The sequence below is a fragment of the Caballeronia sp. ATUFL_F1_KS4A genome (assembly GCF_023630905.1).
Taxonomy (GTDB): Bacteria; Pseudomonadota; Gammaproteobacteria; order Burkholderiales; family Burkholderiaceae; genus Caballeronia; species Caballeronia zhejiangensis.
Genome location: NZ_JALQEB010000002.1, coordinates 492,720 through 515,388, shown reverse-complemented (window position 1 = coordinate 515,388; position 22,669 = coordinate 492,720). Strand labels below are relative to the sequence as shown.

Here is a 22,669-nt window from a genome sequence, read left to right as displayed (position 1 = left end):
GCCGCACGTTGGTTTCCCTCGCATACCCGGCGGCAGCGCGTAGCGCTGTGCCGAAGCTCTTTCGTGCTGAACCAGCGCGCTCAACGTTTTCGGGCGGCGGACCGTGCGCGATCCAAGCCCCGTTATTGTGATGAGGGCACTCTTTAGGCGAGTGCCACCTTGGACGAGAGAACTACCCAAATTGCGTGTGACCGCGGGCCTGAAAAGCTGCTTTCTTTGGTTACTTTCTTTGCAGCAGCAAAGAAAGTGACTGCCGCCCCGCACAGGGGCAGTGCAAATAAACCGAGAGCAAAACGGGATCCGGCGAAACCAAGCCAAGCGCCCCCAACTACTCCCCATCCAACGCAAGATTCAATTTAAGCACATTCACCCGAGGCTCTCCGAGCACTCCAAACTGCCTCCCGCTAGTAGCTTGAGCGACAAGCGCTTCAACGCGAGCCACCGACATCCCCCGCGCCTTCGCGACCCGCGAAACCTGATACGCCGCAGCCGCCGGACTGATTTCCGGATCGAGCCCGCTCCCGGACGAAGTCACCAGATCGACGGGAACAGCCGCCTCATTCCCCGGATCGGCATCGTGCAAGGCGGCAATGCGCGCTTTGATCTCATCGGCGAGCGCCGGATTGGTCGGCCCGAAATTGGAGCCACTAGAACTCCCCGCGTTATAAGGATTCGGCGCAGTAGCCGACAAACGCCCCCAGAAATACCGAGGCGCATCGAACTGCTGCCCGATGATCTCCGAGCCCATGAGACGCCCATCGCGCTCGATCAAACTCCCATTCGCCTGATGCGAAAACGCCGCCTGTCCGATCGCGGTGACGACCGCCGGATACACCACGCCCGTCACGACAGTCAACGCGACGAACAACACCAGCATGGGACGCAACAGATTCTTCATGATGTTCAACTCCAGCCAAGAGCGGTAATGACCATATCGATGAGCTTGATGAACGGAAACGGCAACACGATGCCGCCCAGCCCGTAAATCAGCAGGTTCCGTCGCAACAACGACGCGGCGCCCAAAGCGCGATACTTCACGCCCTTCAACGCGAGCGGAATCAGAAACACGATGATGAGCGCATTGAAGATCACCGCCGACAGAATCGCCGACGATGGCGACGCCAGATGCATCACGTCCAGCACGCGCAACTGCGGATACGTCGTCGCAAACGCGGCCGGGATGATCGCGAAGTACTTGGCGACGTCGTTGGCGATGGAAAACGTCGTCAGCGAGCCGCGCGTCATCAGCATCTGCTTGCCAATCTCCACGATCTCGATGAGCTTCGTCGGGTTCGAATCGAGATCGACCATGTTGCCCGCTTCCTTCGCGGCCTGCGTGCCCGTGTTCATCGCCACCGCGACGTCGGCCTGCGCGAGCGCGGGCGCATCGTTGGTGCCGTCACCCGTCATCGCGACGAGACGCCCCTCGGACTGATGCGCGCGGATCGTCGCCAGCTTCGCTTCCGGCGTCGCTTCGGCGAGAAAGTCGTCGACGCCCGCTTCCGCCGCGATCGCAGCAGCCGTCAGCCGGTTGTCGCCCGTCACCATCACCGTCTTGATGCCCATCTTGCGCAGCTCCGCGAAGCGCTCCTTGATGCCGCCCTTCACGATGTCCTTCAGCTCGATCACGCCCAGCGCGCGCGTCGTATCGTGCACGCGCTCGGCCACCACGAGCGGCGTGCTGCCGCGCCGCGCGACTTCATCGACGGCATGCTGCACTTCCTGCGGAAAACGTCCGCCGCGTTCTTCGACGTAACGCTTCAACGCATCGGCGGAACCCTTGCGGATCTCCCGATTCGGCAGATCCACGCCGCTCATGCGCGTCTGCGCGCTGAACGCGAGAAAGGTCGCGTGCAACGTCGCCATGTCGCGCTCGCGGATATTGAAGCGCTGCTTCGCCAGCACGACGATGCTGCGGCCTTCCGGCGTTTCATCGGCGAGCGATGCGAGTTGCGCCGCGTCCGCGAGATCGCGCTCGGCCACGCCGGGCGCCGCCACGAACGTCGACGCCTGGCGATTGCCGAGCGTGATCGTGCCGGTCTTGTCGAGCAGCAGCACGTCGACGTCGCCGGCCGCTTCGACCGCGCGGCCCGACGTCGCGATCACGTTCGCCTGCATCATGCGGCTCATGCCCGCGACGCCGATCGCGGACAGCAGCCCGCCGATGGTCGTCGGAATCAGGCACACGAGCAGCGCGACGAGCGCGGTAATCGTGACGACGTGGCCCTGCTTCGCCGCCTCGACGGAGAACATCGAGAACGGCAGCAGCGTCGCGGTCGCGAAGAGCAGCACGAGCGTCAGCGCGACGAGCAAGATCGTCAGCGCAATTTCGTTCGGCGTCTTCTGACGCTTCGCGCCTTCGACCATCGCGATCATGCGGTCGAGAAACGCCTCGCCCGGATTCACCGATACGCGCACGACGATCCAGTCGGAGAGCACGCGCGTGCCGCCCGTCACCGACGAGAAATCGCCGCCCGACTCGCGGATCACCGGCGCGGATTCGCCCGTGATCGCGGATTCGTCGACCGACGCGACGCCTTCGATCACGTCGCCGTCGGCGGGAATCACGTCGCCCGCTTCGACGAGCACGACATCGTCGCGACGCAATTCCGTGGACGTCGTGATGCGGATCGGCGATTTCGGATGCGGCTCGTTGAGCTTCTTCGCCATCACGTTGTGCTTCGCCTGGCGCAGCGATGCCGCCTGCGCCTTCGAGCGCCCTTCCGCGAGCGCTTCGGCGAAGTTCGCGAAGAGCACCGTGAACCACAGCCACAGCGCGATCGCGAGGATGAAGCCCGCGGGCGCTTCCGCCTGGCCGGCGAGCGCGGCGATCCAGAGCACCGTCGTCAGAATGCTGCCGACGTAGACGCAGAACATCACCGGATTGCGCAACTGCGTGCGCGGCGCGAGCTTCCTGAACGAATCGACGATCGCCGGCTTCACGAGCGCCGGATCGAACATCGAACGTGCCGCTGTGCGCGCCTGCCCGAGATTCTCCGGGCGATGCAGCGGCGTTTGATTCTCTTGATTCATGCTGTCCTCGGAAATCAATGGCTTGCGGTCATCGTGACGTGCTCGACGATGGGCCCGAGCGCGAGCGCCGGCACATACGTGAGCGCGCCGACCAGAAGGAGCGTGCCGAGCAGGAGCACGACGAAGAGCGGTCCGTGGGTCGGCAAGGTGCCCGCTGTCACGGCGAGACGCTTCTTCGCGGCGAGCGAGCCCGCGATGGCGAGGATCGGAATGAGCGAACCAAAGCGGCCGAACCACATCGCGATGGCGAGCATCGAGTTATAGAACGGCGTGTTCACCGAAAGGCCCGCGAACGCGCTGCCGTTGTTGTTGGCGGCGGAGCTGAACGCGTAAAGCACTTCGGAGAAGCCGTGCGCGCCCGGATTCGCGATGCCCGCCGTGCCCGCCGCGCTCAGCACGGCGATCGACGTGCCGAGAAGCACCAGCAGCGGCGTAAGCAGAATGACGATGGAGACCATCTTCATCTCGAACGATTCGATCTTCTTGCCGACATACTCGGGCGTGCGGCCGATCATCAGACCCGCGACGAACACCGCGAGCAACGCGAACGCGAGCATGCCGTAGAGACCGGAACCGACGCCGCCGAAGATCACTTCGCCGAGCTGGATCAGCAGCATCGGCACGAGGCCGCCGAGCGGCGTCAGCGAATCGTGCATGCTGGAGACCGCGCCGCACGATGCGGCGGTCGTCGCGACCGTGAAGATGCCCGATTGCGCGATGCCAAGGCGCGTTTCCTTGCCTTCCATGTTGCCGCCGGCCTGTAGCGTGGACGCTTGCGTATCGACCTTGAGCGACGCGTAAAGCGGATTGCCGGCCTGCTCCGATGCAATCTCGCCCCAGCACGCGACGGCGAACGCAATGGTCATCGCCGCGAGCACGGCATAGCCCTGACGCCTGTCGCCGACCGTGCGCCCGAACACGACGCACAGCGCAGCCGGGATGATCAGCATCGCGAGCATCTGCATGAAGTTCGAGAACGGCGTCGGGTTCTCGTACGGATGCGCGGAGTTCGCGTTGAAGAAACCGCCGCCATTCGTGCCGAGCATCTTGATCGCTTCCTGCGAGGCGACCGGCCCCATCGGCAGCGTCTGTTTGTCGGCCTTGAGCGTCTGCGTGACGGGCTTGCCTTGCGCGTCGGTGGATTGCGTCTGATATGTGGTGACCTGCAGCGTCGATACGTCCTGATACGCCTTGAAATTCTGGATCGCGCCCTGGCTCACGAAGACGAGCGCGAACACGACGGCAAGCGGCGCAAGGATGTAGAGCGTCGTGCGCGTGAGGTCGACCCAGAAGTTGCCGATGGTCTGCGCGCTATGCCGCTTGAAGCCGCGAATCAGCGCGATGACGACCGCGATGCCCGTCGCCGCCGAGAGAAAGTTTTGCACGGTCAGGCCGAGCATCTGCGCGAGATAGCCGAGCGTGCTTTCGCCGCCGTAGTCCTGCCAGTTCGTGTTAGTCACGAAGCTGATGGCGGTGTTGAACGCGGCATCGGGCGTCATGCCGGCCATGCCTTGCGGATTGGCGGGCAGCGTGCCCTGCAGGCGCAGCAGCGCATACAGCACGAGCGCGCCGAGCACGTTGAAGAGCATCACGGCGAGCGCGTAATGCTTCCATGACATCTCGGATTCGGGATCGACGCCGGCGATGCGATAGAGCATCGATTCGATCGGGCGTCCGATCTTGCGCACGATAACGGACGATCCGTCGAGCACGTTCGAGATATAGCGGCCGAGCGGAATGGCCAGCGCAATCAGCACGACGATGAAGAGCGCCGTCTGCATGAAGGTGTTGGCGTTCATTCGAGATCCTCCGCACGCAGAAGCGCGTACACGAGATACACGAAGAGCAGCAGCGTGGAAGCCGCCGCGAGCCACAGCATCCAGGCGCTCATGGACGCCCTCCCGTCGCGCGGCGGCCGAGTCGCTCGCAGCCGCGCGTGAGCGCCACGCAAAGTCCCCAGAACAGGACGATGCCGGCGAGGTAAATCAGGTCCATTTTGGTGTTCTCCCCTTGTGCGGTTCAGGACAAGGTGGAGATTAAGAAAATGGACGTAAAGGGCGGGAAAAGAGTGGGAGGCGGGGTGTAAAAATGGTGTAAAAAAACGCCCGCCTTGGATAGGCGGGCGCTAATGCTTCGTGCTTTGCGTGAGTGAGCCCGAGTCGATCTGATCAACCGGGCGTCACATCACACGAAAGTTCCGCATAAAGACCACATAGAGCACAGGCAACAATGGAATGGCGAGGATCATCAGCGCGCCATCTGCCGCCACGGTCACGGGCGTCGCCAGCAGGATGACTTTCTTCGCATTGGAGTAATGCTGCTCCCTGACGGAGACTTCATAAGACTGGTTCAGCAGCATGGGATTGACCTTCGACCGGTCGAAACCTTTCGCGTCATATCGCCGCCCGCTAAGCCTGAACGAGAGAGACCGGCGTTGCGGATCGATTCCAAGATTTCCCAGTTCCTCCTTCTGCTCTTCGCTGAAGCTCGCCGCCTTGTCGAGATTCAAGACGAAGGAACCGCTGACATTGCTGTCTCCGTCTACGTAGAACTGATTGACATCTGCGGTCATTCCGGCGTGAAAGGGTGACTGAAGGACATCCACGAAGTGATCCGGCGCATCGAAAATATAGTGATAATTCTTACCAAGAAACACTAGCGTCTTCTGGTCAGCCGAGATAAGCACACTGCTTATCGTTTCCGCGTACCTGTAGTAATCGGGCGACTTTGCTTCCTCGTTCAATCCGGATGTCAGGCACCCGCTGAGAGCGAAAGGCATCGATACCGTGAGGGCAATAAACTTTCTTCTTTTCATTTGACGTCCTTTGACCGCATCGCCGCCTGTCGTTGGTTCAAACAATCAGCGCGATCAATCGGCGTTCGTCGCGACCAACCTCTTGCAATCCATCCACTGCACACCCGATGCCGTCAACCGGTCATGCAACCAGGGCACCGCAACCTGCGCCTTCGGATGAATATCGTGGAAGAGAATGATCCCGCGTCGCCACAGCAGCATGAGCGTGAGCACGCGCTGTTTGACTTCATCCGCGCTCACCTTCTCGTTCCAGTCTTGCGAATCGATATTCCAAAGCGCCACACGCAGGCCTTGCGATGCGAAGAAGTCGCCGCTGTCCGCTCGGCGTTGACCATAGGGCGGCCTGAAGAGCGGAACGGAACTGTCCGGCAGATTCGCCTGCGCCAGCCCGATGCTCCGCGCCACCGACTCTTCCCACGACGGCCAGGTTGCGTGCGAACGATGCTCCCAGCCATGCGCGCCGACGCACATGCCGCGATAGGCATACGCCATCGACGACGCACCCGCCTGCTGCAAGCGCGCTTGCAACCGCGTCCCGAGCGTGAAGAACACGCCATTCAAGCGAGCGTCTCGCAACGTCCGCAGCAACGCGTCGGTTGTGCCGCCGGCGGTGGTCGGGCCATCGTCGAAGGTGAGCAGGAAGGTGCGGTCGGCGAACTCGTTGCCGTCGATCTCTCGCGACGAATACGTGTCGATCTCACTGCTGACCTTCGGAAAGAGCGCGGCCAGTCTCAGCAGTTCGTCGAGATACGTGTTGTGAAACGTCCGAGCCTGCGATGACCACGCGCGATACGGACTATCCGCCGGGACTGCGAAGACTTTGGCCGCGTTCACGAAGTCAGCCTCGCCATGCACCTTTACGCAAAACGGAGCACTCGGCGTGCAATTCGCCGAAGCGTTCAGATAGTTTCCGGTCAGACGCTTCCAATAACGGCCCCGGATACGATCGACCGATGCCCGATCGAACGATTTCACCTTCAGCCGGCTCTGCAACTCGGCGTCTGACAGTCGTTCGCTATCGGCCAGCGCTTTGCCGAATGCGAGAAGTTCGGCGCGCGAAGCGAGATCGAAGTTCTCCGTACTATCGATGGATGTCGGCCACGTCCCGCGATCGCCGATGGCGACCGAAACCGGACCTGCCGCGTGCGACGACATCGCGGCGAATGCCATGAGCATCGCCGCGAGAGCTTTCTTGTACATGTGATGAGCGATGCGGGCCCCGGCGCGATGCCGGGGCCTGGATTGAACGGATTTAGCGATTGCTGACGCGCGTAATGGCGGCGTCGTAGACCGGATTCGACGTTTCGCGTCGCGCTGCGCGGTAGTTGCTCAATGCGTCGGTGAACTGGCCGGCGTCCTCATAGATGCGGCCGATGTTGTAGTACGAACTGGCGCGGACCGTCGCGGCCGTCGCTCCATTCGCGAGCGCGATCGCCTTGCGATTGGCCCAGATGGCTTCGGCAGCACGTCCGGCCTTCTGGAAGGCGAGCCCGAGATTGCTGTACGCCTGGCCGAATTCCGGATTGAAGCTGATCGCCTCGCGGTACAGCCAGATAGCGTCGTCGAAGTTGCCTGCGTGATAGGCACGCTCGCCGTCCTTGTTGATCAGGCTCGCGCGGGCCGCGTCGACATAGTCCTGATTGGCCGGCACGATTCTCAACTGCTCGTCGTTGTAGTTGTCGATGGTGCCGAGCACCTCGCTCGCTCTGACCGTCACGCCACGCATGGTGTTGATGTCCTGAATCTCGCCCTCGCCGTTGACGCGGAACACGGTCCACAGCTTGCCCGCCTGACGCGGCACGCTGAACGTTCGAACCAGCGACTGGCCGACATACACGAACACCCTTGCCTCGCTGTTCGCAAGCTCCGACGACGCGGGGTTGCTCTCGTTGCTGAAATCGTGCACGGCGAAGACGTAGGTCTGGCCGGAACGCTTGTGATCGAGCGTGATGGTTTCCGGACCGTAGCTATCCGTGTGGTCGACATCCAGATTGGCGTCGTCCCCGGCTTGGTGTTGAAAGTAGACGTGATTCTGCGGATAGGACACGTGCAGATCGAGATCGCGCGGGCGCTGTCCCCATGTAAGCACGACGCGCATGCCATCCAGATTCTTCATCACCGGACTCAGCGCATAGGACAGTCCAGCGCATGGGCACCTGGCGGCCAGATCGGAATAACCAGCCTTCTTGATGATCAGAAGCACCTTGCTGTCATTCGCCATATCGGCTGGAATCTGCGCAGCGCCTTGTGCATCACTCTGGATACGAACCGACTGGGCGCCGTCCTTTTGAAGAATGACAGTCGCGCCGGATATCTTTTGGTCCTTTACGGTAGCGCTGAGCACCTGAATAGGCGCAGTCGCCGCCTGAGCGCCTGCAGCGCAGAACAGCGCGAGCATCATCGATAACTTACAGATGGAACGAAACATATTGTGAGGAGTAGACGATTGATTGATGAAGCGATTCATCGCATCGTTACTTATTCGGATACCGAATCATGAAAGCATAGCAATCGCCGATTCGCTCGATCTAGCAGCCGATGCGCAATTTCTTCAAATTTCTGCAAAAGCCATACGGCACCGTGGACAACAGCGCAGCGTGCTGCAATGCTCGCGACCGGACATACGAAAGGACCGCACACTCGAGGCAAGCATCATGGAACCAACCGAACATCAACTAGACGTGCCTCAAATCAACACCGAGATACAGTCGCCCACGCTCGAACTGGACGTCGCTCTCTTCGTCGGAAAGAACGCGAAGTACTACGCGTACAAATGGTCCTTTCTGAACAAACGCGGGCAGCCAAGGTGTACATGGAACGGAGCCGCGTTCGTGATCGGTCCAATTTGGCTTGTCTATCGAAAGATGTACTGGCAAGCTGGAGCGTTGTTCGCGGCTGCTGTCCTGCTTCGGCTCGCCGTCGGTTCGCTGGGAGATGGGGCTGGCGGCTTTGTGTCGTACGCGATTTCGTTCACGCTGGGACTCTCCGGCAATCTTCTCTACCGGGAACATGTGCTAAGGAGCATCGGCAAACTTCGCAACCAGGGTTCATCCGGCAGCGCGCTGGAATACGAGCTGTGCCGCAAAGGCGGCACGAACGCCGCGGCGGCATGGATGCTCGCGCTTCTGATGATCGTGGTTCTGGGCATTGCCCTCTTCGGCTGACGGTGTGTCGGGGATGGGAGTGGCTTTGCTGCAAGCGTTTGAAGCAACGATGTCACCCGCCCTCAACCACCACCGCCACACCCACGCACACCCACTGCACGACCGCAAGCATCACGCTCGCCCTGAGCAGTCGAGTCACGCCGCGCACACGTGCATCGAGCGGCCGGCCGGCACGCGATGCAGCGGTCCATCCGAGCTCGATCAGCACGCGGTCGAGATCATCGAGCGTCGAAGATTCCATTGCGGCAAGCGTGGCGAACAACTGTCGGTCGATGACGATTCGCACCATTAGCCACGAAGCGCCTATGCCCGAACATGTGCTGATGAGCGCGATCAGCGTTCGCACGTAATGCAAATGCTCGCAATGAATGGCGACACCCCACCCCACGCCTGCCGCTGCCAAGGCGACCGCGCACGCACAGCAGCCAGCATCGAGCGCACCACGCGCCGCCGCGATGAAATAGGCGTTCATCCTTGTCTTCCATGAACCGTGCAATGATCGATCCAGTCCTGCAGCAACGCGACGGTGTCCTTCGACCAGACCGCGCGACGCTGCGCCGACCGCACAGCCAGAAGTGCCGCGCGTGCATCGTGCAAACCTTGCGTCTTCGCGATCCACGCCGCCGCGCACAGCACGCTGCGCCCATAACCGAGCGCACAGCAAACCAGCACATCGCGCCCGTCGCGATGCAGTTCACCGAGCGCCTCGACAGCCGCGTTCAGACGCAGCAGAGTCGGCGGCACGAGATCCAGATGCGGCACGCATAGGTACACATGCGATTGATCGAGCGCGATCCAGCGCGGCATCTCGGCCGTCAGATCGAGCAATGCATCGAAACCATGCTGCCGCCATTCGCGAGGCGTCGGCGTGCGACCGATGGAAACGCCGGTCGCAACGCGAACAGGCGATGGCCTCTTGCGCGTCCATAACCGTGAGTTGATGAATGCGCCAGCGATAGCCGGAGCGAGCAGCAGACGGACGGCCAACGGAATGCGGCCCCGCTCGTCCTTCTGAAACGCGGCAGGCGAGCCTTGCCAATAAATCCACGCAACGCAAGCGAATGCCAGCGAAACCCATCCCGTGACAAGCGCGGCACCAACGGCATGCCTCACAAGGATCAACGTGAACGCGGTCAGCGCGACCGCGACGGTCGCATAGACGCCGGCTATCCGCCGGCTTCGCGCGCAAGGGAGCGCGGCGCCGGTCACATCGTCTGCGAGAGGAAAGAGAAATAGCGCAAAGGCACCCACCGCCGCGCCGGTCGGCACGTCGATCACATGGTGCTGCCATGTGGTCAGAACGGAAACACCGATCGCCATGAACCAGAGATGCAAGACCGCACGAGCAGCTTTGTTCCGCAGAACGCCCGCGTAGAACGTCCAAAGCACGATCAGCAATCCGATGTGCAGCGATGGAGCCTGGTTATACGGCTTATCGATGCCCGTCAGGAGGTCGAATAGCACGCCGGTCACACCGCTCGAGACTGGCCGCTCGGCGCCGAAGCTCAACGGCCACGCGATGAAACATGCCACGGAGATCATTTGCACCGTGAAAAGCCTGCGGACGTGCGCGTAGAGCGCCGCGCGCCTGACGCACAACAGGAACGAGAGCGCGTAGAACACATCGATGGACCAATACGGCACGATGCTCCACGGCATGAACGGAATGGCCCGTTCCCATGCGAATGCGAAGGTGGGCACCGAGGCGCGCGTCGACGCCAGCCAGTTCGCGAAGGCGTATGTCGAAAAGAACAACGCGCCCATGATCGCGAGCCATCCGGATCGCAACATCAAGGAGGCGTCCCGTTCGCTTCGCGCACCGGCGACGGACAAGGCAGCGCTATTCATCAGGACGCGACGCGCTCGGCAAGCGTCACCGTGAAGATCCCCTTTTCATCGATGCGCTGCGTGATCTTGCGAAAGCCGGCGCGCGCGACGAGTTCGTCCATTTCCGCCTGCGAACGGCGACGCATGACCCACGCTGTCTCGCCACGATGATTCCCAAGCACGCGCGCAATGAATTCGAGCTGCGGATGCCACGGCTGTCCGGTATAGACGAGGTAGCCGCCAGGTTGCACGGCGCGCGCGAGGCCACGGAGCGACTGTTCTATCGAAGCGTTGTCGCCAAAAAGCTCATACAGCCCTGACACGATCGCAAGCGTCGGACGGGGATCGAGCGCGGCGAGCGAGGCCTCGTCGAAGGCATCGCCTTGCTCGAAACGCGCAACGCTTTCGAGACCACGTTGCGCAATCAGAGCGCGTCCAGCATCGACGTTCGGCGCGCTGTAATCGCGCAACAGAATGTGCTCGGGCGACACGCCATCGCGACGGGTCACCGCGGCGATGGCGTCAAGGACATAACGGCCATGTCCCGCCGCGATATCGACGATCCGGACCGTCTCGCCCGAGCGCGTGATTCGCGTCATCGCCTCGGCGATCAACGCCTCGATATTGATCTTGCGCTGACGGATGCCCACCCAGCCAGGAGAGTCGAGGTAGTTGCGATCGATGTGCCGCCCCACACATCCGCGTCCCCTCGCTTCGTTGCGGTACACGTAGTCGAGCGTCGAGCCGGAATCGAACCCGAGCCGATGCCCAAGTGCAATGCCTTCCGAGAATGCGCCGCCCACCCGCAACCCCGCGCGCGCAGCCATCCAGTACAAACGCGCGAGCGGACTGGCGGGAGCTTGTTTCAACGCTTCGTATTCCGCATGAAAAGGTCCGCGCGTGTCGGCATCCACGAGCGAGACTCGCGCGCAAGGCGCCTCGAACTCACGCAGCAGAAACGCCCGCAGCGGCGCGAGCGCCTGCGCGCGGTCGCGTTCACCGAGCGTATCGTGATAGAAACCGGGCAGCACGATGCGCTCCTTGCGCGCCGACCCGAGCCGCTCGAAGAAGCGTTCCTGCGGTCCGCGATGCACGACCCAATCCGCACCCGAGATCAGCAGTTGCGTCGGCACGGTGATGGCGGCCGCATCGTCGACGATGCGCCTCGCCGTGTCGTGCAGGTCCAGCAGCATATTGACCGCGATCGGCCGCGTGATCAGCGGATCCGCGGCATAGCTCGCGATGCGCTCCGGATCGTGCGTCAAAAATTTTGGCTTCACATAGCTGTTCACATAGAACAGACCGCGAAGCTCGTGCATCAGACGCAAACCCGGACGTGCAAATGGCACGTACAGCTTGATATGAAACGCCGGCGATGCGAGCGCGAGACAGCGCACGGGCGGCGCATAATCGTGCGCCCAGGCCGCGGCCAGCACGGCGCCGACGCTCTGACCGACGACCGCCATGTCTTCGATGGCGACGCCATGAACGTCGCGGATGTGTTCGACGAAGCACTGGAGGTCGCGCACGCAAGCCGCTGCGTTCGGACTGTATCCGCGCGCGCCGGGCGAACGTCCGTGCCCACGCGCGTCCCACGCAAAGAAATCGTAGCCAGGCATGTCGAGTTCATCGACCAGATGCGCGACACGCGCCGAATGCTCGTGCCCCCGATGCAGCAGCACCACAGCGCCGCTGCGTGTCGCGCCCGCCGCGGGCCAGTGCCGATAGAAAAGCGCTTCACCGTCGTGAGTCGTGAAGCGCGCCTCTTGTGCGCGTCGAATAGTCGCTTGAGTCATGTGATTTTTGCCTTCGTTGTTTCGATGTTGCAGGTAACGCTTAACGGCCCGTTTCACGCGATAAGCGAACGCCCATCGCGACGCGTCTGATCGCAGTCAATACCGCGAGTGCGATCAGTGCACGCCACAGCCAGACGAACGTCGAACCGACCGGCAGCCCCATTCCGAACCAGAGCGCAAATGCCCCGAGCGCCAGCGCGCGGTCGCTCTTGCCGAATGGCCCGTCGTAGCGACGATCCGCGCCGGCCAGTGGTCCGATCAGTCCCGCGCACTCGACTACGCACGCCGTCCAGGCGAAAAGCCACACGTCCGATGGCGCGAAAGCCGGCACGGCCAGAAACGGCAGCACGAGCGCCGTGTCCGAGATCACATCGCCTAGTTCGTTCAGGTAAGCGCCCAATGCGCTCTTATGGCCGTGTTCGCGCGCAAGCATGCCGTCGATGGCATTCAGCGCCATGCGGATGAAAAGCCACAGCGGAATGAGCAGAAACAGACCGCGCTCGGGATAACCGAGCCACGCCGATGCACCGACTGCCATCGATCCAAGCATCGCGGCTACCGTGACCTGGTTTGCGGTCACGCCTCGCCGCGCGAGCCAATTTGTGAATGGACGAAGCAGAATTTGGAAGCGCGGCTTGAGTGCGTAGAGGCTCATTGCGATGTTTTCGCCGGTTCGTCGACCATGCCTGACGTCCCGATGGATCGAAAAAGCCGCTACTATCATGGCACTTTTGCATCTCGTCAACCGTTAGGATTGCAGAGCCTCTTTGTTATGCAGTTCTGTTATCACTTGCTAAACATCTGACACATCTTGTCAAGACCACTTGCTCCGTCGATGCGCATGTGAACGGAATATAAATAAGCAATCCACACCACTAACGACTCATGAAACGGATATATGCCTGGCAACGCGATTTACTGTTATCTCTCGTTCGGTTGGTCGCTGGAGCCTACCCAGTCTGTCATGTCCCTCGTGCAGGCGAAACTCAACAGATCTACTTCTCGAATCACACGAGCCATATCGACACACTCGCTATCCTCGCTGCGTTGCCGCGCAGTTTGCGCGATTCGGTGCGGCCCGTTGCTGCGCGCGACTACTGGAACGCCAACGCGCTCAAGCGACATATCGCGCAGAAACTGCTGAACGTCGTGCTGATCGATCGTCGACGCGAAGGAGATGGCGATCCGCTCGATCCGGTTCGCGATGCGCTCACGAAGGGGCATTCGGTGATTATCTTTCCCGAAGGCACACGTGGCACGGATGCTTTGCCGCAAGGCTTCAAGAGCGGACTCTTTCATCTGGCAAGCGAGTTTCCCGGCATCGCCCTCACGCCGGTCTATCTCGAGAATCTTCAGCGGATCATGCCCAAGGGCGCGATCTGGCCGATTCCGTTGATCTGCAAAGTCCATTTCGGCGCGGGCGAAGCGCTTCGGGCGACCGATGACAAATCTGCTTTTCTCACACGCATGCGCGATGCGATCGTCGCGCTGGCGCCATCGGCTTGCTCAGACTGAGCTTGCTGCAACAACATCTCCGATTCTCGAACATGCCAGAACTGTTTTGGAAATTGATCGCAGGCGTGGCGGGCTTTCTCGCCGTCGCGACCGTGACAGGCGCCATCCTCGCCGCCCGGCCGAATGGCAAGAGCGCGACCATCGTCAACCTCAATGAACGCATCCGCGCGTGGTGGGGCATGGTCGCCGTCATGGCGATCGCCATTGGACTCGGCGAGACTGCAACTTATGTGGTCTTCGCGCTACTGTCATTCCTCACGTTGCGCGAGTTCATAACACTCACGCCGACCACGCCGAGCGATCACTCCACGCTGTTCCTCGCGTTCTTTGTCGCGGTTCCCGTTCAGTACATTCTGCTTGGCATCAACTGGTACGGCATGTATTCCATCTTCGTACCGGTGCATCTCTTCTTCGCGATGTCACTGGTATCGGCGCTGACGCAGGATACGCGCGACTTTCTGAGTCGCAATGCACGCATTAACTGGGCGCTGATGGTCTGCGTCTACGGCCTGAGCCACGCCGCCGCGTTCCTGACGCTCGACATTCCCGGCTATCGCGGGCAGAACGCGTTATTGCTCTTCTACTTCCTGCTCGTCGTGCAGATCAGCGATGTCTTGCAGTACGTCGTGGGGAAACTGTTCGGCAAGCGCAAGATCGCACCCGTGCTTTCGCCTTCTAAAACGGTCGAAGGCTTCGTCGGCGGTGGCGCGCTGGCGACCCTTTGCGGCGCGGCGCTTTACCGGATCACGCCATTCGGCTTCGGCGCGGCGCTCGGCATGTCGTTCGCCATCGTTCTGGCGGGGTTCATCGGCGGGCTGGTTCTTTCAGCGGTGAAGCGTTCGCTCGGCGCGAAGGACTGGGGCTCGATGCTCGCCGGACACGGCGGCATGCTCGATCGTGTCGATTCGATCTGCTTCGCCGCGCCTGTGTTTTTTCATCTGGTCAGATTCGTTTATGTGTGACGTCTGCGAGCCCGCCCCGCCCCACCGCTCCGCTAGAATCGAGCCTTCAGCGCAACGGCCGCGCTCTACGAAGAAAACGGGCACTCATGAAAATCGCCACCTGGAACGTCAATTCCCTCAAAGTCCGCCAGCAGCATGTCATCGACTGGCTCGCGCTCTCGGGCGTCGACGTGCTGTGCCTTCAGGAACTGAAGCTCCCCGACGAGAAATTTCCCCGCGCCGAACTCGAAGCCGCCGGCTACAAAAGCTGGTTCGCCGGGCAGAAGACGTACAACGGCGTCGGCATTCTGGTGCGCGCCGATGCGGGCTTCGAAGTCGATGAAATCAGCGTCGTGCGCAACATTCCCGGATTCGAAGATCTGCAGCAACGCGTGATCGCCGCGACGATCGACGGCGTGCGCATCATCTCCGCATATTTCCCGAACGGACAGGCGCCCGGCTCCGAGAAATTCGCCTACAAGATGCGCTGGCTGGACGCACTGCGCGAATGGTTGCGCGAAGACATGGCGCGTCATCCGCAACTCGCGTTGCTGGGCGATTACAACATCGCGCCGGAAGACCGCGACGTGCACGATCCGAAAGCATGGGAAGGCCAGAACCTCGTGTCGCCCGAAGAGCGCGCGCACTTCGCGCAACTCGTCGGGCTCGGCCTGACCGATGCCTTCCGCAAGTTCGAGCAGGCCGAGAAGCTCTTTACGTGGTGGGATTACCGGATGATGGCGTTTCGCCGCAACGCGGGGCTGCGCATCGACCACATCCTGCTGTCGGCGGAACTGGCCGCGCGCTGCACGTCATGCGAAGTCGACAAGGTGCCGCGCAAGTGGGACCAGCCGTCGGACCACGCGCCCGTGATCGCGACGATCGGCTGATCCCGTCGTAACGACGTTCACGCGTCGAGATGCAACTCCTGAATCTTGCGCGTGATCGTATTGCGGCCGATGCCCAGACGCTCCGCCGCCTCCACCTTGCGCCCGCGCGTGAAGTCGAGCGCCTCGCGGATCACCGCCGCTTCGAAACGGCGCGCGAGTTCGTCCATGACATCGGCGGAATTCTCGCGCAACAGTCGCGCGACTTCCGTGCGCAAGCCGTTCTCCCACACGCTCGCCGCGACGCCCGCCGGCGCCGCCGCGATCGGCGCGGATCCGGCGCCGTTCACGGCATTGGGAACCGGCGCGACCGCGCCATCCGTCGATACGGCGAGACTCTCGGCGCTCACCTCCTGACGCGACGTGAGATCGGGCGGCAGATCCTTCTGCTCGATCACCTGCGCGGGCGCCATCACCGTGAGCCAGTTGCACAGGTTCTCCAGTTGACGCACGTTGCCGGGAAACGGCAGCGACGCGAGATACGCGAGTGCATCGTCCGACACGCGCTTGGGCTCGACACCCAGATCGCGCGCGCTCTTCTGCAGGAAGTGTCGCGTGAGCAGCGGGATATCCTCGCTGCGTTCGCGCAACGCCGGCAGACGCAGCCGAATCACATTCAATCGGTGATACAAGTCCTCGCGAAACAAGCCCTGCCGCACGCGCGATTCGAGATTCTGATGCGTCGCCGCGATCACGCGCACGTTCGCCTTCAGCGGATTGTGCCCGCCCACGCGATAGAACTGCCCGTCCGACAGCACGCGCAGCAGGCGCGTCTGGAGGTCGAACGGCATGTCGCCGATTTCATCGAGAAAGAGCGTGCCGTTCTCGGCTTGTTCGAAGCGGCCCTGACGCATCGCCTGCGCGCCGGTGAACGCGCCGCGCTCGTGCCCGAACAGTTCGGACTCCAGCAGATCCTTCGGAATCGCCGCCGTGTTCAGCGCGATGAACGGTCCGTTTGCGCGTGGGCTATGTCGGTGCAAGGCGCGCGCGACAAGCTCCTTTCCGGTGCCTGATTCGCCCGTGATGAGCACGGTCGCCGCCGAATGCGACAGACGGCCGATCGCGCGGAACATGTCCTGCATCGCGGGCGCCTGACCGAGCATCTCGGGCGTCTCGGTTACGCGCTCGTCGACCGACGCTTCGCCGCGCATGCTTTCATCCACGGCGCGGCGGATCAGCTCGACGGCCTTGTCGACATCGAATGGCTTGGCGAGATATTCGAAGGCGCCGCCCTGAAACGCGGCCACTGCGCTGTCGAGATCCGAGAACGCCGTCATGATGATGACAGGCAAGCCCGGCAAGCGGTCGCGCACGGTCTGCAGCAGTTCCAGCCCGGACCCGCCCGGCATGCGGATGTCCGAGACGAGCACTTGCGGGCTTTCTCCTTCGAGCGCGGCAAGCGCGTCGCGCACGCCGGAGAAGCTGCGCGTCGTGAAGTTTTCTCGTGCGAGCGCCTTTTCCAGCACCCAGCGGATGGATTGGTCGTCGTCTACTATCCAGATCGGCTTCATATCGTTCGGCGAGAAGTCTTCGTGTGGTTCGGTGTGAGCCCGTCGAAACGGTCAGGCGTCAAAGCATGCGGCACTACGTTCCTTGGCGTGAAGTCGCTGGTCAATTCTCGAACGGCAACAGGATGGCGAACTCGGTACAGCCCGGCCGGCTTTCCACTTCGATCAGCCCATCGTGCTGATGCACGAACGACTGCGCGAGCGTGAGGCCGAGACCGCTGCCGTCTTCCCTGCCCGATACGAGCGGAAAGAAGATCCGGTCGCGGATTTCGCTGGGGATGCCGGGACCGTTGTCAGTGATATGCAAGTCCAGTGCCAGTTTGTGCAGCTTCTTGCCGATGGTCACCTTGCGCGCGATGCGCGTGCGCAGCTCGATCTTCGCATCGCCTTGTGAGATGCGTTCCTTCAGCGCTTCGGCCGCGTTGCGCACGATGTTCAGCAGCGCCTGAATCAACTGTTCCTTGTCGCCGCGCAGGTCGGGCACGCTCACGTCGTAGTCGCGCTCGATCGTGAGGCCGCGCGGAAACTCCGCGAGGATCACGGCGCGCACCCGCTCGCAGACTTCGTGGATGTTCACGTCGCCCACGATATGCGGATGCCGGTGCGGCTCCAGCAAGCGATCGACGAGCGTCTGCAGCCGATCCGATTCCTTGATGATGACCTGCGTGTATTCGCGCAGTTCGTCGCGTTCGCGCGCGCCGAGTTCGAATTCGAGCAACTGCGCCGCACCGCGAATGCCGCCGAGCGGATTCTTGATCTCATGCGCGAGATTGCGGATGAGCTGCTTGTTGACCGCGGTGAGATCGTGGATACGCTCTTCGCGGTCCGTGCGCAGATGTCGCTCGTTCTCGAAGAGTTCGAGCAGCACGTATTCCGGCGCGGCTTCGAGATAGCCGACGATCGCATGAACATGCACCGGCTCGCGATTCTGCCTCTCGAGCACCGCGTCGAGCCGCGTCGCGTTGAAGCGGTTCTCGGCGATCGACGCGATCGTGGTCGCGAGCTCGTCCGCGTTCGCGAAGAGGTCGGGCCAGTTCGTCTGCGTCAACTGCTTGCGCGACATTTCCAGCATCGCTTCGGCCGATGGATTCGCATACGCGATCCGCAGATTGCGCACGTCCAGAACGAGCACGTTCGTGGGCAGCGCCTCGAAGCCGGGCAGCAGTCCGCTTGCCGCGAGCTGCGTATTGTCGGAGAGCGCATCGGCGTGGCCTTTGCGCGCCTTGATCAGATTCTTGAGCACCATCGTGCAGTCGATGAGGTCGTTCGTGACACCGATCTTCTTATCGTTTCATGACACTGAGCAGCGATTAAAAAAGGGACGGCGCGCCGTCCCTTTGGATCACTGTTCAGCACACGTCGCGCGCCTCATCGGACTGCTCACGACAAAACGCGCTTCGATCATGCTGCTTTACAGCGAGTAGTACATCTCGAACTCGATCGGATGCACCGCCTGACGATAACGCTGCAGCTCGTTCGTCTTCAGTTCGATGTATGCGTCGAGCATCGAATCCGTGAACACGCCGCCGCGCGTCAGGAACTCGCGATCCGCGTCGAGTGCGTCGAGCGCCTGGTCGAGGCCCGCGCAAACGGTCGGGATCTTCTTGTCTTCTTCCGGCGGCAGGTCGTACAGATTCTTGTCCGCGGCTTCGCCCGGGTGAATCTTGTTCTGCACGCCGTCGAGACCCGCCATCATCAGCGCGGAGAAGCACAGGTACGGGTTCGCGAGCGGATCCGGGAAGCGCGTTTCGATACGGCGGCCCTTCGGGTTCGAGACGTGCGGAATACGGATCGATGCCGAACGGTTGCGAGCCGAGTAAGCCAGCTTCACCGGCGCCTCGAAGTGCGGCACGAGGCGCTTGTACGAGTTCGTGCCCGGGTTCGTGATCGCGTTCAGCGCGCGCGCATGCTTGATGATGCCGCCGATGTAGAACAGCGCGAATTCCGACAGACCCGCGTAGCCGTTGCCCGCGAACAGGTTCTGACCGTCCTTCCAGATCGACTGGTGAACGTGCATGCCCGAACCGTTGTCGCCGACGACCGGCTTCGGCATGAACGTCGCCGTCTTGCCGTACGTGTGCGCCACGTTATGGATGATGTACTTCATCTGCTGCAGCCAGTCCGCGCGCTGAACCAGCGTCGAGAACTTGGTGCCGATTTCGTTTTGGCCCTGGCCCGCCACTTCGTGGTGATGCACTTCGACCGGAATGCCGATCTGCTCGAGCAGCAGACACATTTCCGAGCGGATGTCCTGGAACGTGTCGACGGGAGCGACCGGGAAGTAGCCGCCCTTCGTGCCCGGACGGTGGCCGGTGTTGCCGCCTTCGAATTCCTTCGCCGACGACCACGGTGCTTCTTCCGAGCCGATCTTCACGAACGTGCCCGACTGGTCCGTGTTCCACTGCACCGAGTCGAAAATGAAGAATTCCGGCTCCGGACCGAAGTAGGCGGTGTCGCCGAGGCCCGAGCTCTTGAGATAGGCTTCCGCGCGCTTCGCGAGGGAACGCGGGTCGCGCTCGTAGCCCTTGCCGTCGGCCGGCTCGACCACGTCGCAGGACAGAACCAGCGTCGATTCTTCGAAGAACGGGTCGATGAAGGCGGTGTTCGCGTCCGGCACGAGCAGCATGTCCGACGCTTCGATGCCCTTCCAGCCTGCGATGGACGAACCGTCGAAAGCGTGGCCGCTTTCAAATTTGTCTTCGTCGAATGCCGAGACCGGCACGGAAACGTGTTGTTCTTTGCCGCGCGTGTCGGTGAAGCGGAAGTCGACGAACTTGACGTCCTCGTCCTTGACGAGTTGCATGACGTCGGCCACGGATTTACTCATTACCTATCTCCTGATTAACAAAAGTCGGCGAATCGCTTCGCCGCCCCGACCAATCCTGTACATCGATTCAATCGAGGATGGAAAAGCAGCTTCCGTGCCAAGCGCACCATCTTCGCGCTAAGCGCTTGAAGCAGCGCGCGTTTTGGGTGAAACCACTTCGCTTTCGATGGCGGCGTTCGTGTCGCCGTCTCCGCGTCGAGCACCAAATCAGTGCAGCACGGTTTGTCTGATATTTCTTCAGCACTTTTATAGTGCATCCGAGTCTTCTTGCACCAATTTCGCGCGCGGCGTCGAAACTGCGCGCCACGCTAGAATGATTCTTTGCGCCTACGGAGACCCATACGTCATGAGCACGCTCGAACAGCTGTATGCCCAGGCCGGCCAACGCGCCGCCGAAAACAATCTGACCTACGCGGGCGCGTTCTCACCCGCCGAAGCATTTGAATTACTGCAACTCGACCCGCGCGTACGCCTCGTCGACGTTCGCACCCGCGCCGAACTCGATTGGGTCGGCCGCCCGGCCATCGATGGCGCTCAGTACGCGCACATCGAATGGATTCGCTACCCCGGTTCCGTGCCAAACGCCGAGTTTATCGAACAATTGCGACAGGTCGCCACCCCGGAAACGCCTGTCGTGTTTTTGTGTCGCAGCGCCGCGCGCTCGAAGCTCGCTGCGGTCGCGGCGCAGAAGGAAGGCTACGCCCAGGCGTACGACCTGCTCGAAGGCTTCGAAGGCGACAAGGACGGACAGGGGCATCGGAAAACGGTATCGGGATGGTGTTTCCGCAAGCTGCCCTGGATCGGGGCTTGAAGGTTTTGCTCAAGCACGCGCGTCGAGCAAGGTCCGCACGCGCCTGACCCTCGTTTCATCGACGGGCGCCAGAGACTTCCCATCGACGCGCACGCCCGAGCCAAAGTGCACCGCTTTCACGCGCGTCGATGCGACGAACGGCGCGACCGCATCGACGGTCAATCCGGCGCCCGCCAGAATCGCGCAGCGCGTTCCCGCCGCGTTTTCGACGAGCTTCGAAATCGTTTCCTGAGCGTCCAGCACGGAAGGCTTGCCACCCGACGTCAGCACATTCGTGACGGCACCGAACTGCAGCAGCGTATCGAACGCAGCGAGCAGATCGCGTGTTTCGTCGAATGCGCGGTGAAACGTGAGCTGCAGGCCATCCGCTGCTTCTATCACGCGCGCGAGGCCGTCGGTGTCGACGGAGCCATCGGCGCGCAGCATCCCCACGACGATCGCGTTCGCGCGCGTCTTCGCGATCGCGCGAACATCGCGCAGCATGACCGCGTAGTCGTCGGCATCGTAGACGAACGAGCGGCTGTGCGGCCGCACGATCACGTTCACCGGAATCCCGACCGCCTCGATCACCGATTCGATCAGGCCGATGCTCGGCGTCAGTCCGCCCTCGCCCATCGCGGTGATGAGTTCGAGACGGTCCGCACCGCCGCGCTCGGCTGCCCGCGCGTCGGCGACGGTCGTGGCGATCACTTCCAGCAGCGTCACTTCGCTTCCTCCGGCGGCACTTCCACGACTTCACCGCCGAGCGCGATCACGCCCTCGCGCAGCACGTCGAACGCCGCGTTCGCCTGCTCGGGATCGCCCTTCACGCCCAGATCGATATGCGCGCGCTCGTAAAGCGCCCCGCGCGTAGCATCGCCGACGCTCGGCAGGCTGAACGCACGCACGCCCTCGAAGTCGCGCTCGATCGAAACCATCAGCGGCGTGATGCGCGACTCGGGCAGGCCGAAGACGAGCAGCGACCGCTCGACATGCGGCGTCGCGTGATGCAGATGCGCGTACTTCGTGTCGAGCACCCATTCGATCATCGGCCAGGCCATGACCGGAAAGCCCGGCACGAAATGATGATCGCCGACCGAAAAGCCCGGAATCTTGTTGTAGCTGTTCGGGATGATCTCTGCGCCGCGCGGAAACGTGCCCATGTTCAGCCGATGCAAGTTCTCCGGCGACTCCAGCTCGACCGGCTTGCCTGCCTGCGCCGCCGTGTCGCGGATGCGCGCGCGGATCAGTTCCGCCGCTTCGGGATGCAGCTCCAGCGGCACGCCGAGCGCCTTGGCGGCGCACTGGCGCGTGTGGTCGTCGGGCGTCGCGCCGATGCCGCCCGTCGAAAACACGATATCGCCCGATGCGAACGTGCGCGCGAGCGTCGCGGTGATGCGCGCGGGATCGTCCCCGACGTATTCGGCCCAGTCGAGCGACAGGCCGCGCGCGCCCAGCAGTTCGATGATTTTCGGCAGATGCTTGTCGGTGCGGCGGCCGGACAAGATTTCGTCGCCGATGATGATGACGCCAATGCCCATGAATGCCCCTTTGCTTTTTTCGTGC

21 protein-coding genes are annotated in these 22,669 nt (G+C 62.1%); 5 read left to right on the top strand and 16 right to left on the bottom strand.

The window, feature by feature from the left end; translation table 11 throughout:
* Positions 1–328: 328 nt before the first annotated feature.
* The 7 genes from kdpC to NCS03_RS05475 all read right to left on the bottom strand — a co-directional run bounded on the left by kdpC (position 329) and on the right by NCS03_RS05475 (position 7,964).
* Entirely contained in the window at positions 329–898 is a 570-nt protein-coding gene (kdpC, locus tag NCS03_RS05505; protein ID WP_008350499.1) for a potassium-transporting ATPase subunit KdpC, read from the bottom strand.
* Positions 899–903: 5 nt separating this feature from the next.
* Complete coding sequence (gene kdpB / locus NCS03_RS05500; protein WP_284504285.1) at positions 904–3,033, bottom strand: potassium-transporting ATPase subunit KdpB; 2,130 nt, start codon at positions 3,031–3,033, stop codon at positions 904–906.
* 14 nt (positions 3,034–3,047) lie between these two features.
* On the bottom strand, positions 3,048–4,832 hold the full coding sequence (gene kdpA / locus NCS03_RS05495; RefSeq protein WP_250528902.1) for a potassium-transporting ATPase subunit KdpA: 1,785 nt from the start codon (positions 4,830–4,832) through the stop codon (positions 3,048–3,050).
* Positions 4,829–4,924 carry a K(+)-transporting ATPase subunit F gene (gene kdpF, locus NCS03_RS05490; RefSeq protein WP_008350504.1) on the bottom strand — a complete coding sequence of 32 codons (96 nt, stop codon included), beginning with the start codon at positions 4,922–4,924 and terminating at the stop codon, positions 4,829–4,831. Before kdpF ends, kdpA begins: the two co-directional genes overlap by 4 nt.
* Before the next feature lie 288 nt (positions 4,925–5,212).
* Positions 5,213–5,848: a YidX family protein gene (locus tag NCS03_RS05485; protein ID WP_250501904.1), complete on the bottom strand. Its 636-nt coding sequence runs from the start codon at positions 5,846–5,848 to the stop codon at positions 5,213–5,215.
* 54 nt (positions 5,849–5,902) lie between these two features.
* Entirely contained in the window at positions 5,903–7,048 is a 1,146-nt protein-coding gene (locus tag NCS03_RS05480) for a polysaccharide deacetylase family protein (protein WP_250528901.1), read from the bottom strand.
* A gap of 52 nt (positions 7,049–7,100) precedes the next feature.
* Entirely contained in the window at positions 7,101–7,964 is an 864-nt protein-coding gene (locus tag NCS03_RS05475) for a YfaP family protein (RefSeq protein ID WP_250528900.1), read from the bottom strand.
* Positions 7,965–8,301: 337 nt separating this feature from the next.
* On the opposite strand from NCS03_RS05475, the gene NCS03_RS05470 reads away from it, so the two are divergent.
* Positions 8,302–9,012 carry a DUF2628 domain-containing protein gene (locus tag NCS03_RS05470; protein WP_250528899.1) on the top strand — a complete coding sequence of 237 codons (711 nt, stop codon included), beginning with the start codon at positions 8,302–8,304 and terminating at the stop codon, positions 9,010–9,012.
* Positions 9,013–9,064: 52 nt separating this feature from the next.
* Here the strand turns inward: NCS03_RS05470 and NCS03_RS05465 are convergent, their stop codons facing one another.
* Genes NCS03_RS05465 through NCS03_RS05450 form a run of 4 tightly spaced genes read right to left on the bottom strand, consistent with a single transcriptional unit; the run spans position 9,065 to position 13,290 of the window.
* Positions 9,065–9,484: a hypothetical protein gene (locus tag NCS03_RS05465; RefSeq protein WP_250528898.1), complete on the bottom strand. Its 420-nt coding sequence runs from the start codon at positions 9,482–9,484 to the stop codon at positions 9,065–9,067.
* A complete protein-coding gene (locus NCS03_RS05460) occupies positions 9,481–10,803 on the bottom strand; it encodes a phosphatase PAP2/dual specificity phosphatase family protein (RefSeq protein WP_502801512.1) in 1,323 nt (440 codons plus the stop codon). The genes NCS03_RS05465 and NCS03_RS05460 overlap by 4 nt, the downstream gene beginning before the upstream one ends.
* Before the next feature lie 56 nt (positions 10,804–10,859).
* The gene (locus NCS03_RS05455) at positions 10,860–12,635 is read right to left on the bottom strand and encodes a bifunctional alpha/beta hydrolase/class I SAM-dependent methyltransferase (RefSeq protein ID WP_250528896.1); all 1,776 of its coding nucleotides are present in this window, start codon (positions 12,633–12,635) and stop codon (positions 10,860–10,862) included.
* Between the two features lie 40 nt (positions 12,636–12,675).
* Positions 12,676–13,290, bottom strand: a complete 615-nt coding sequence (locus NCS03_RS05450) for a CDP-alcohol phosphatidyltransferase family protein (RefSeq protein ID WP_008350520.1) — start codon at positions 13,288–13,290, stop codon at positions 12,676–12,678.
* 230 nt (positions 13,291–13,520) lie between these two features.
* Between NCS03_RS05450 and NCS03_RS05445 the strand changes: the two genes are divergently transcribed.
* The 3 genes from NCS03_RS05445 to xth all read left to right on the top strand — a co-directional run bounded on the left by NCS03_RS05445 (position 13,521) and on the right by xth (position 15,981).
* A complete protein-coding gene (locus NCS03_RS05445) occupies positions 13,521–14,150 on the top strand; it encodes a lysophospholipid acyltransferase family protein (protein WP_034474110.1) in 630 nt (209 codons plus the stop codon).
* A gap of 32 nt (positions 14,151–14,182) precedes the next feature.
* The gene (locus NCS03_RS05440; RefSeq protein WP_250528895.1) at positions 14,183–15,112 is read left to right on the top strand and encodes a phosphatidate cytidylyltransferase; all 930 of its coding nucleotides are present in this window, start codon (positions 14,183–14,185) and stop codon (positions 15,110–15,112) included.
* Positions 15,113–15,198: 86 nt separating this feature from the next.
* A complete protein-coding gene (xth, locus tag NCS03_RS05435; protein WP_008350523.1) occupies positions 15,199–15,981 on the top strand; it encodes an exodeoxyribonuclease III in 783 nt (260 codons plus the stop codon).
* A 17-nt stretch (positions 15,982–15,998) separates the two neighbouring features.
* Here the strand turns inward: xth and ntrC are convergent, their stop codons facing one another.
* From ntrC to glnA, 3 genes are all read right to left on the bottom strand, one after another.
* The gene (gene ntrC / locus NCS03_RS05430) at positions 15,999–17,489 is read right to left on the bottom strand and encodes a nitrogen regulation protein NR(I) (protein WP_008350524.1); all 1,491 of its coding nucleotides are present in this window, start codon (positions 17,487–17,489) and stop codon (positions 15,999–16,001) included.
* Between the two features lie 100 nt (positions 17,490–17,589).
* On the bottom strand, positions 17,590–18,732 hold the full coding sequence (gene glnL / locus NCS03_RS05425; RefSeq protein WP_008350525.1) for a nitrogen regulation protein NR(II): 1,143 nt from the start codon (positions 18,730–18,732) through the stop codon (positions 17,590–17,592).
* 165 nt (positions 18,733–18,897) lie between these two features.
* Positions 18,898–20,313, bottom strand: coding sequence for a type I glutamate--ammonia ligase (gene glnA, locus NCS03_RS05420; protein ID WP_008350526.1), 1,416 nt, complete (start codon positions 20,311–20,313; stop codon positions 18,898–18,900).
* A gap of 346 nt (positions 20,314–20,659) precedes the next feature.
* On the opposite strand from glnA, the gene NCS03_RS05415 reads away from it, so the two are divergent.
* Positions 20,660–21,124 carry a rhodanese-like domain-containing protein gene (locus tag NCS03_RS05415; protein ID WP_250528894.1) on the top strand — a complete coding sequence of 155 codons (465 nt, stop codon included), beginning with the start codon at positions 20,660–20,662 and terminating at the stop codon, positions 21,122–21,124.
* A 9-nt stretch (positions 21,125–21,133) separates the two neighbouring features.
* Here the strand turns inward: NCS03_RS05415 and NCS03_RS05410 are convergent, their stop codons facing one another.
* Together NCS03_RS05410 and NCS03_RS05405 are read right to left on the bottom strand one after the other, a co-directional pair.
* Positions 21,134–21,829: a copper homeostasis protein CutC gene (locus NCS03_RS05410; protein WP_250528893.1), complete on the bottom strand. Its 696-nt coding sequence runs from the start codon at positions 21,827–21,829 to the stop codon at positions 21,134–21,136.
* The gene (locus NCS03_RS05405; RefSeq protein WP_008350529.1) at positions 21,826–22,644 is read right to left on the bottom strand and encodes a competence/damage-inducible protein A; all 819 of its coding nucleotides are present in this window, start codon (positions 22,642–22,644) and stop codon (positions 21,826–21,828) included. Before NCS03_RS05405 ends, NCS03_RS05410 begins: the two co-directional genes overlap by 4 nt.
* Positions 22,645–22,669 lie beyond the last annotated feature (25 nt).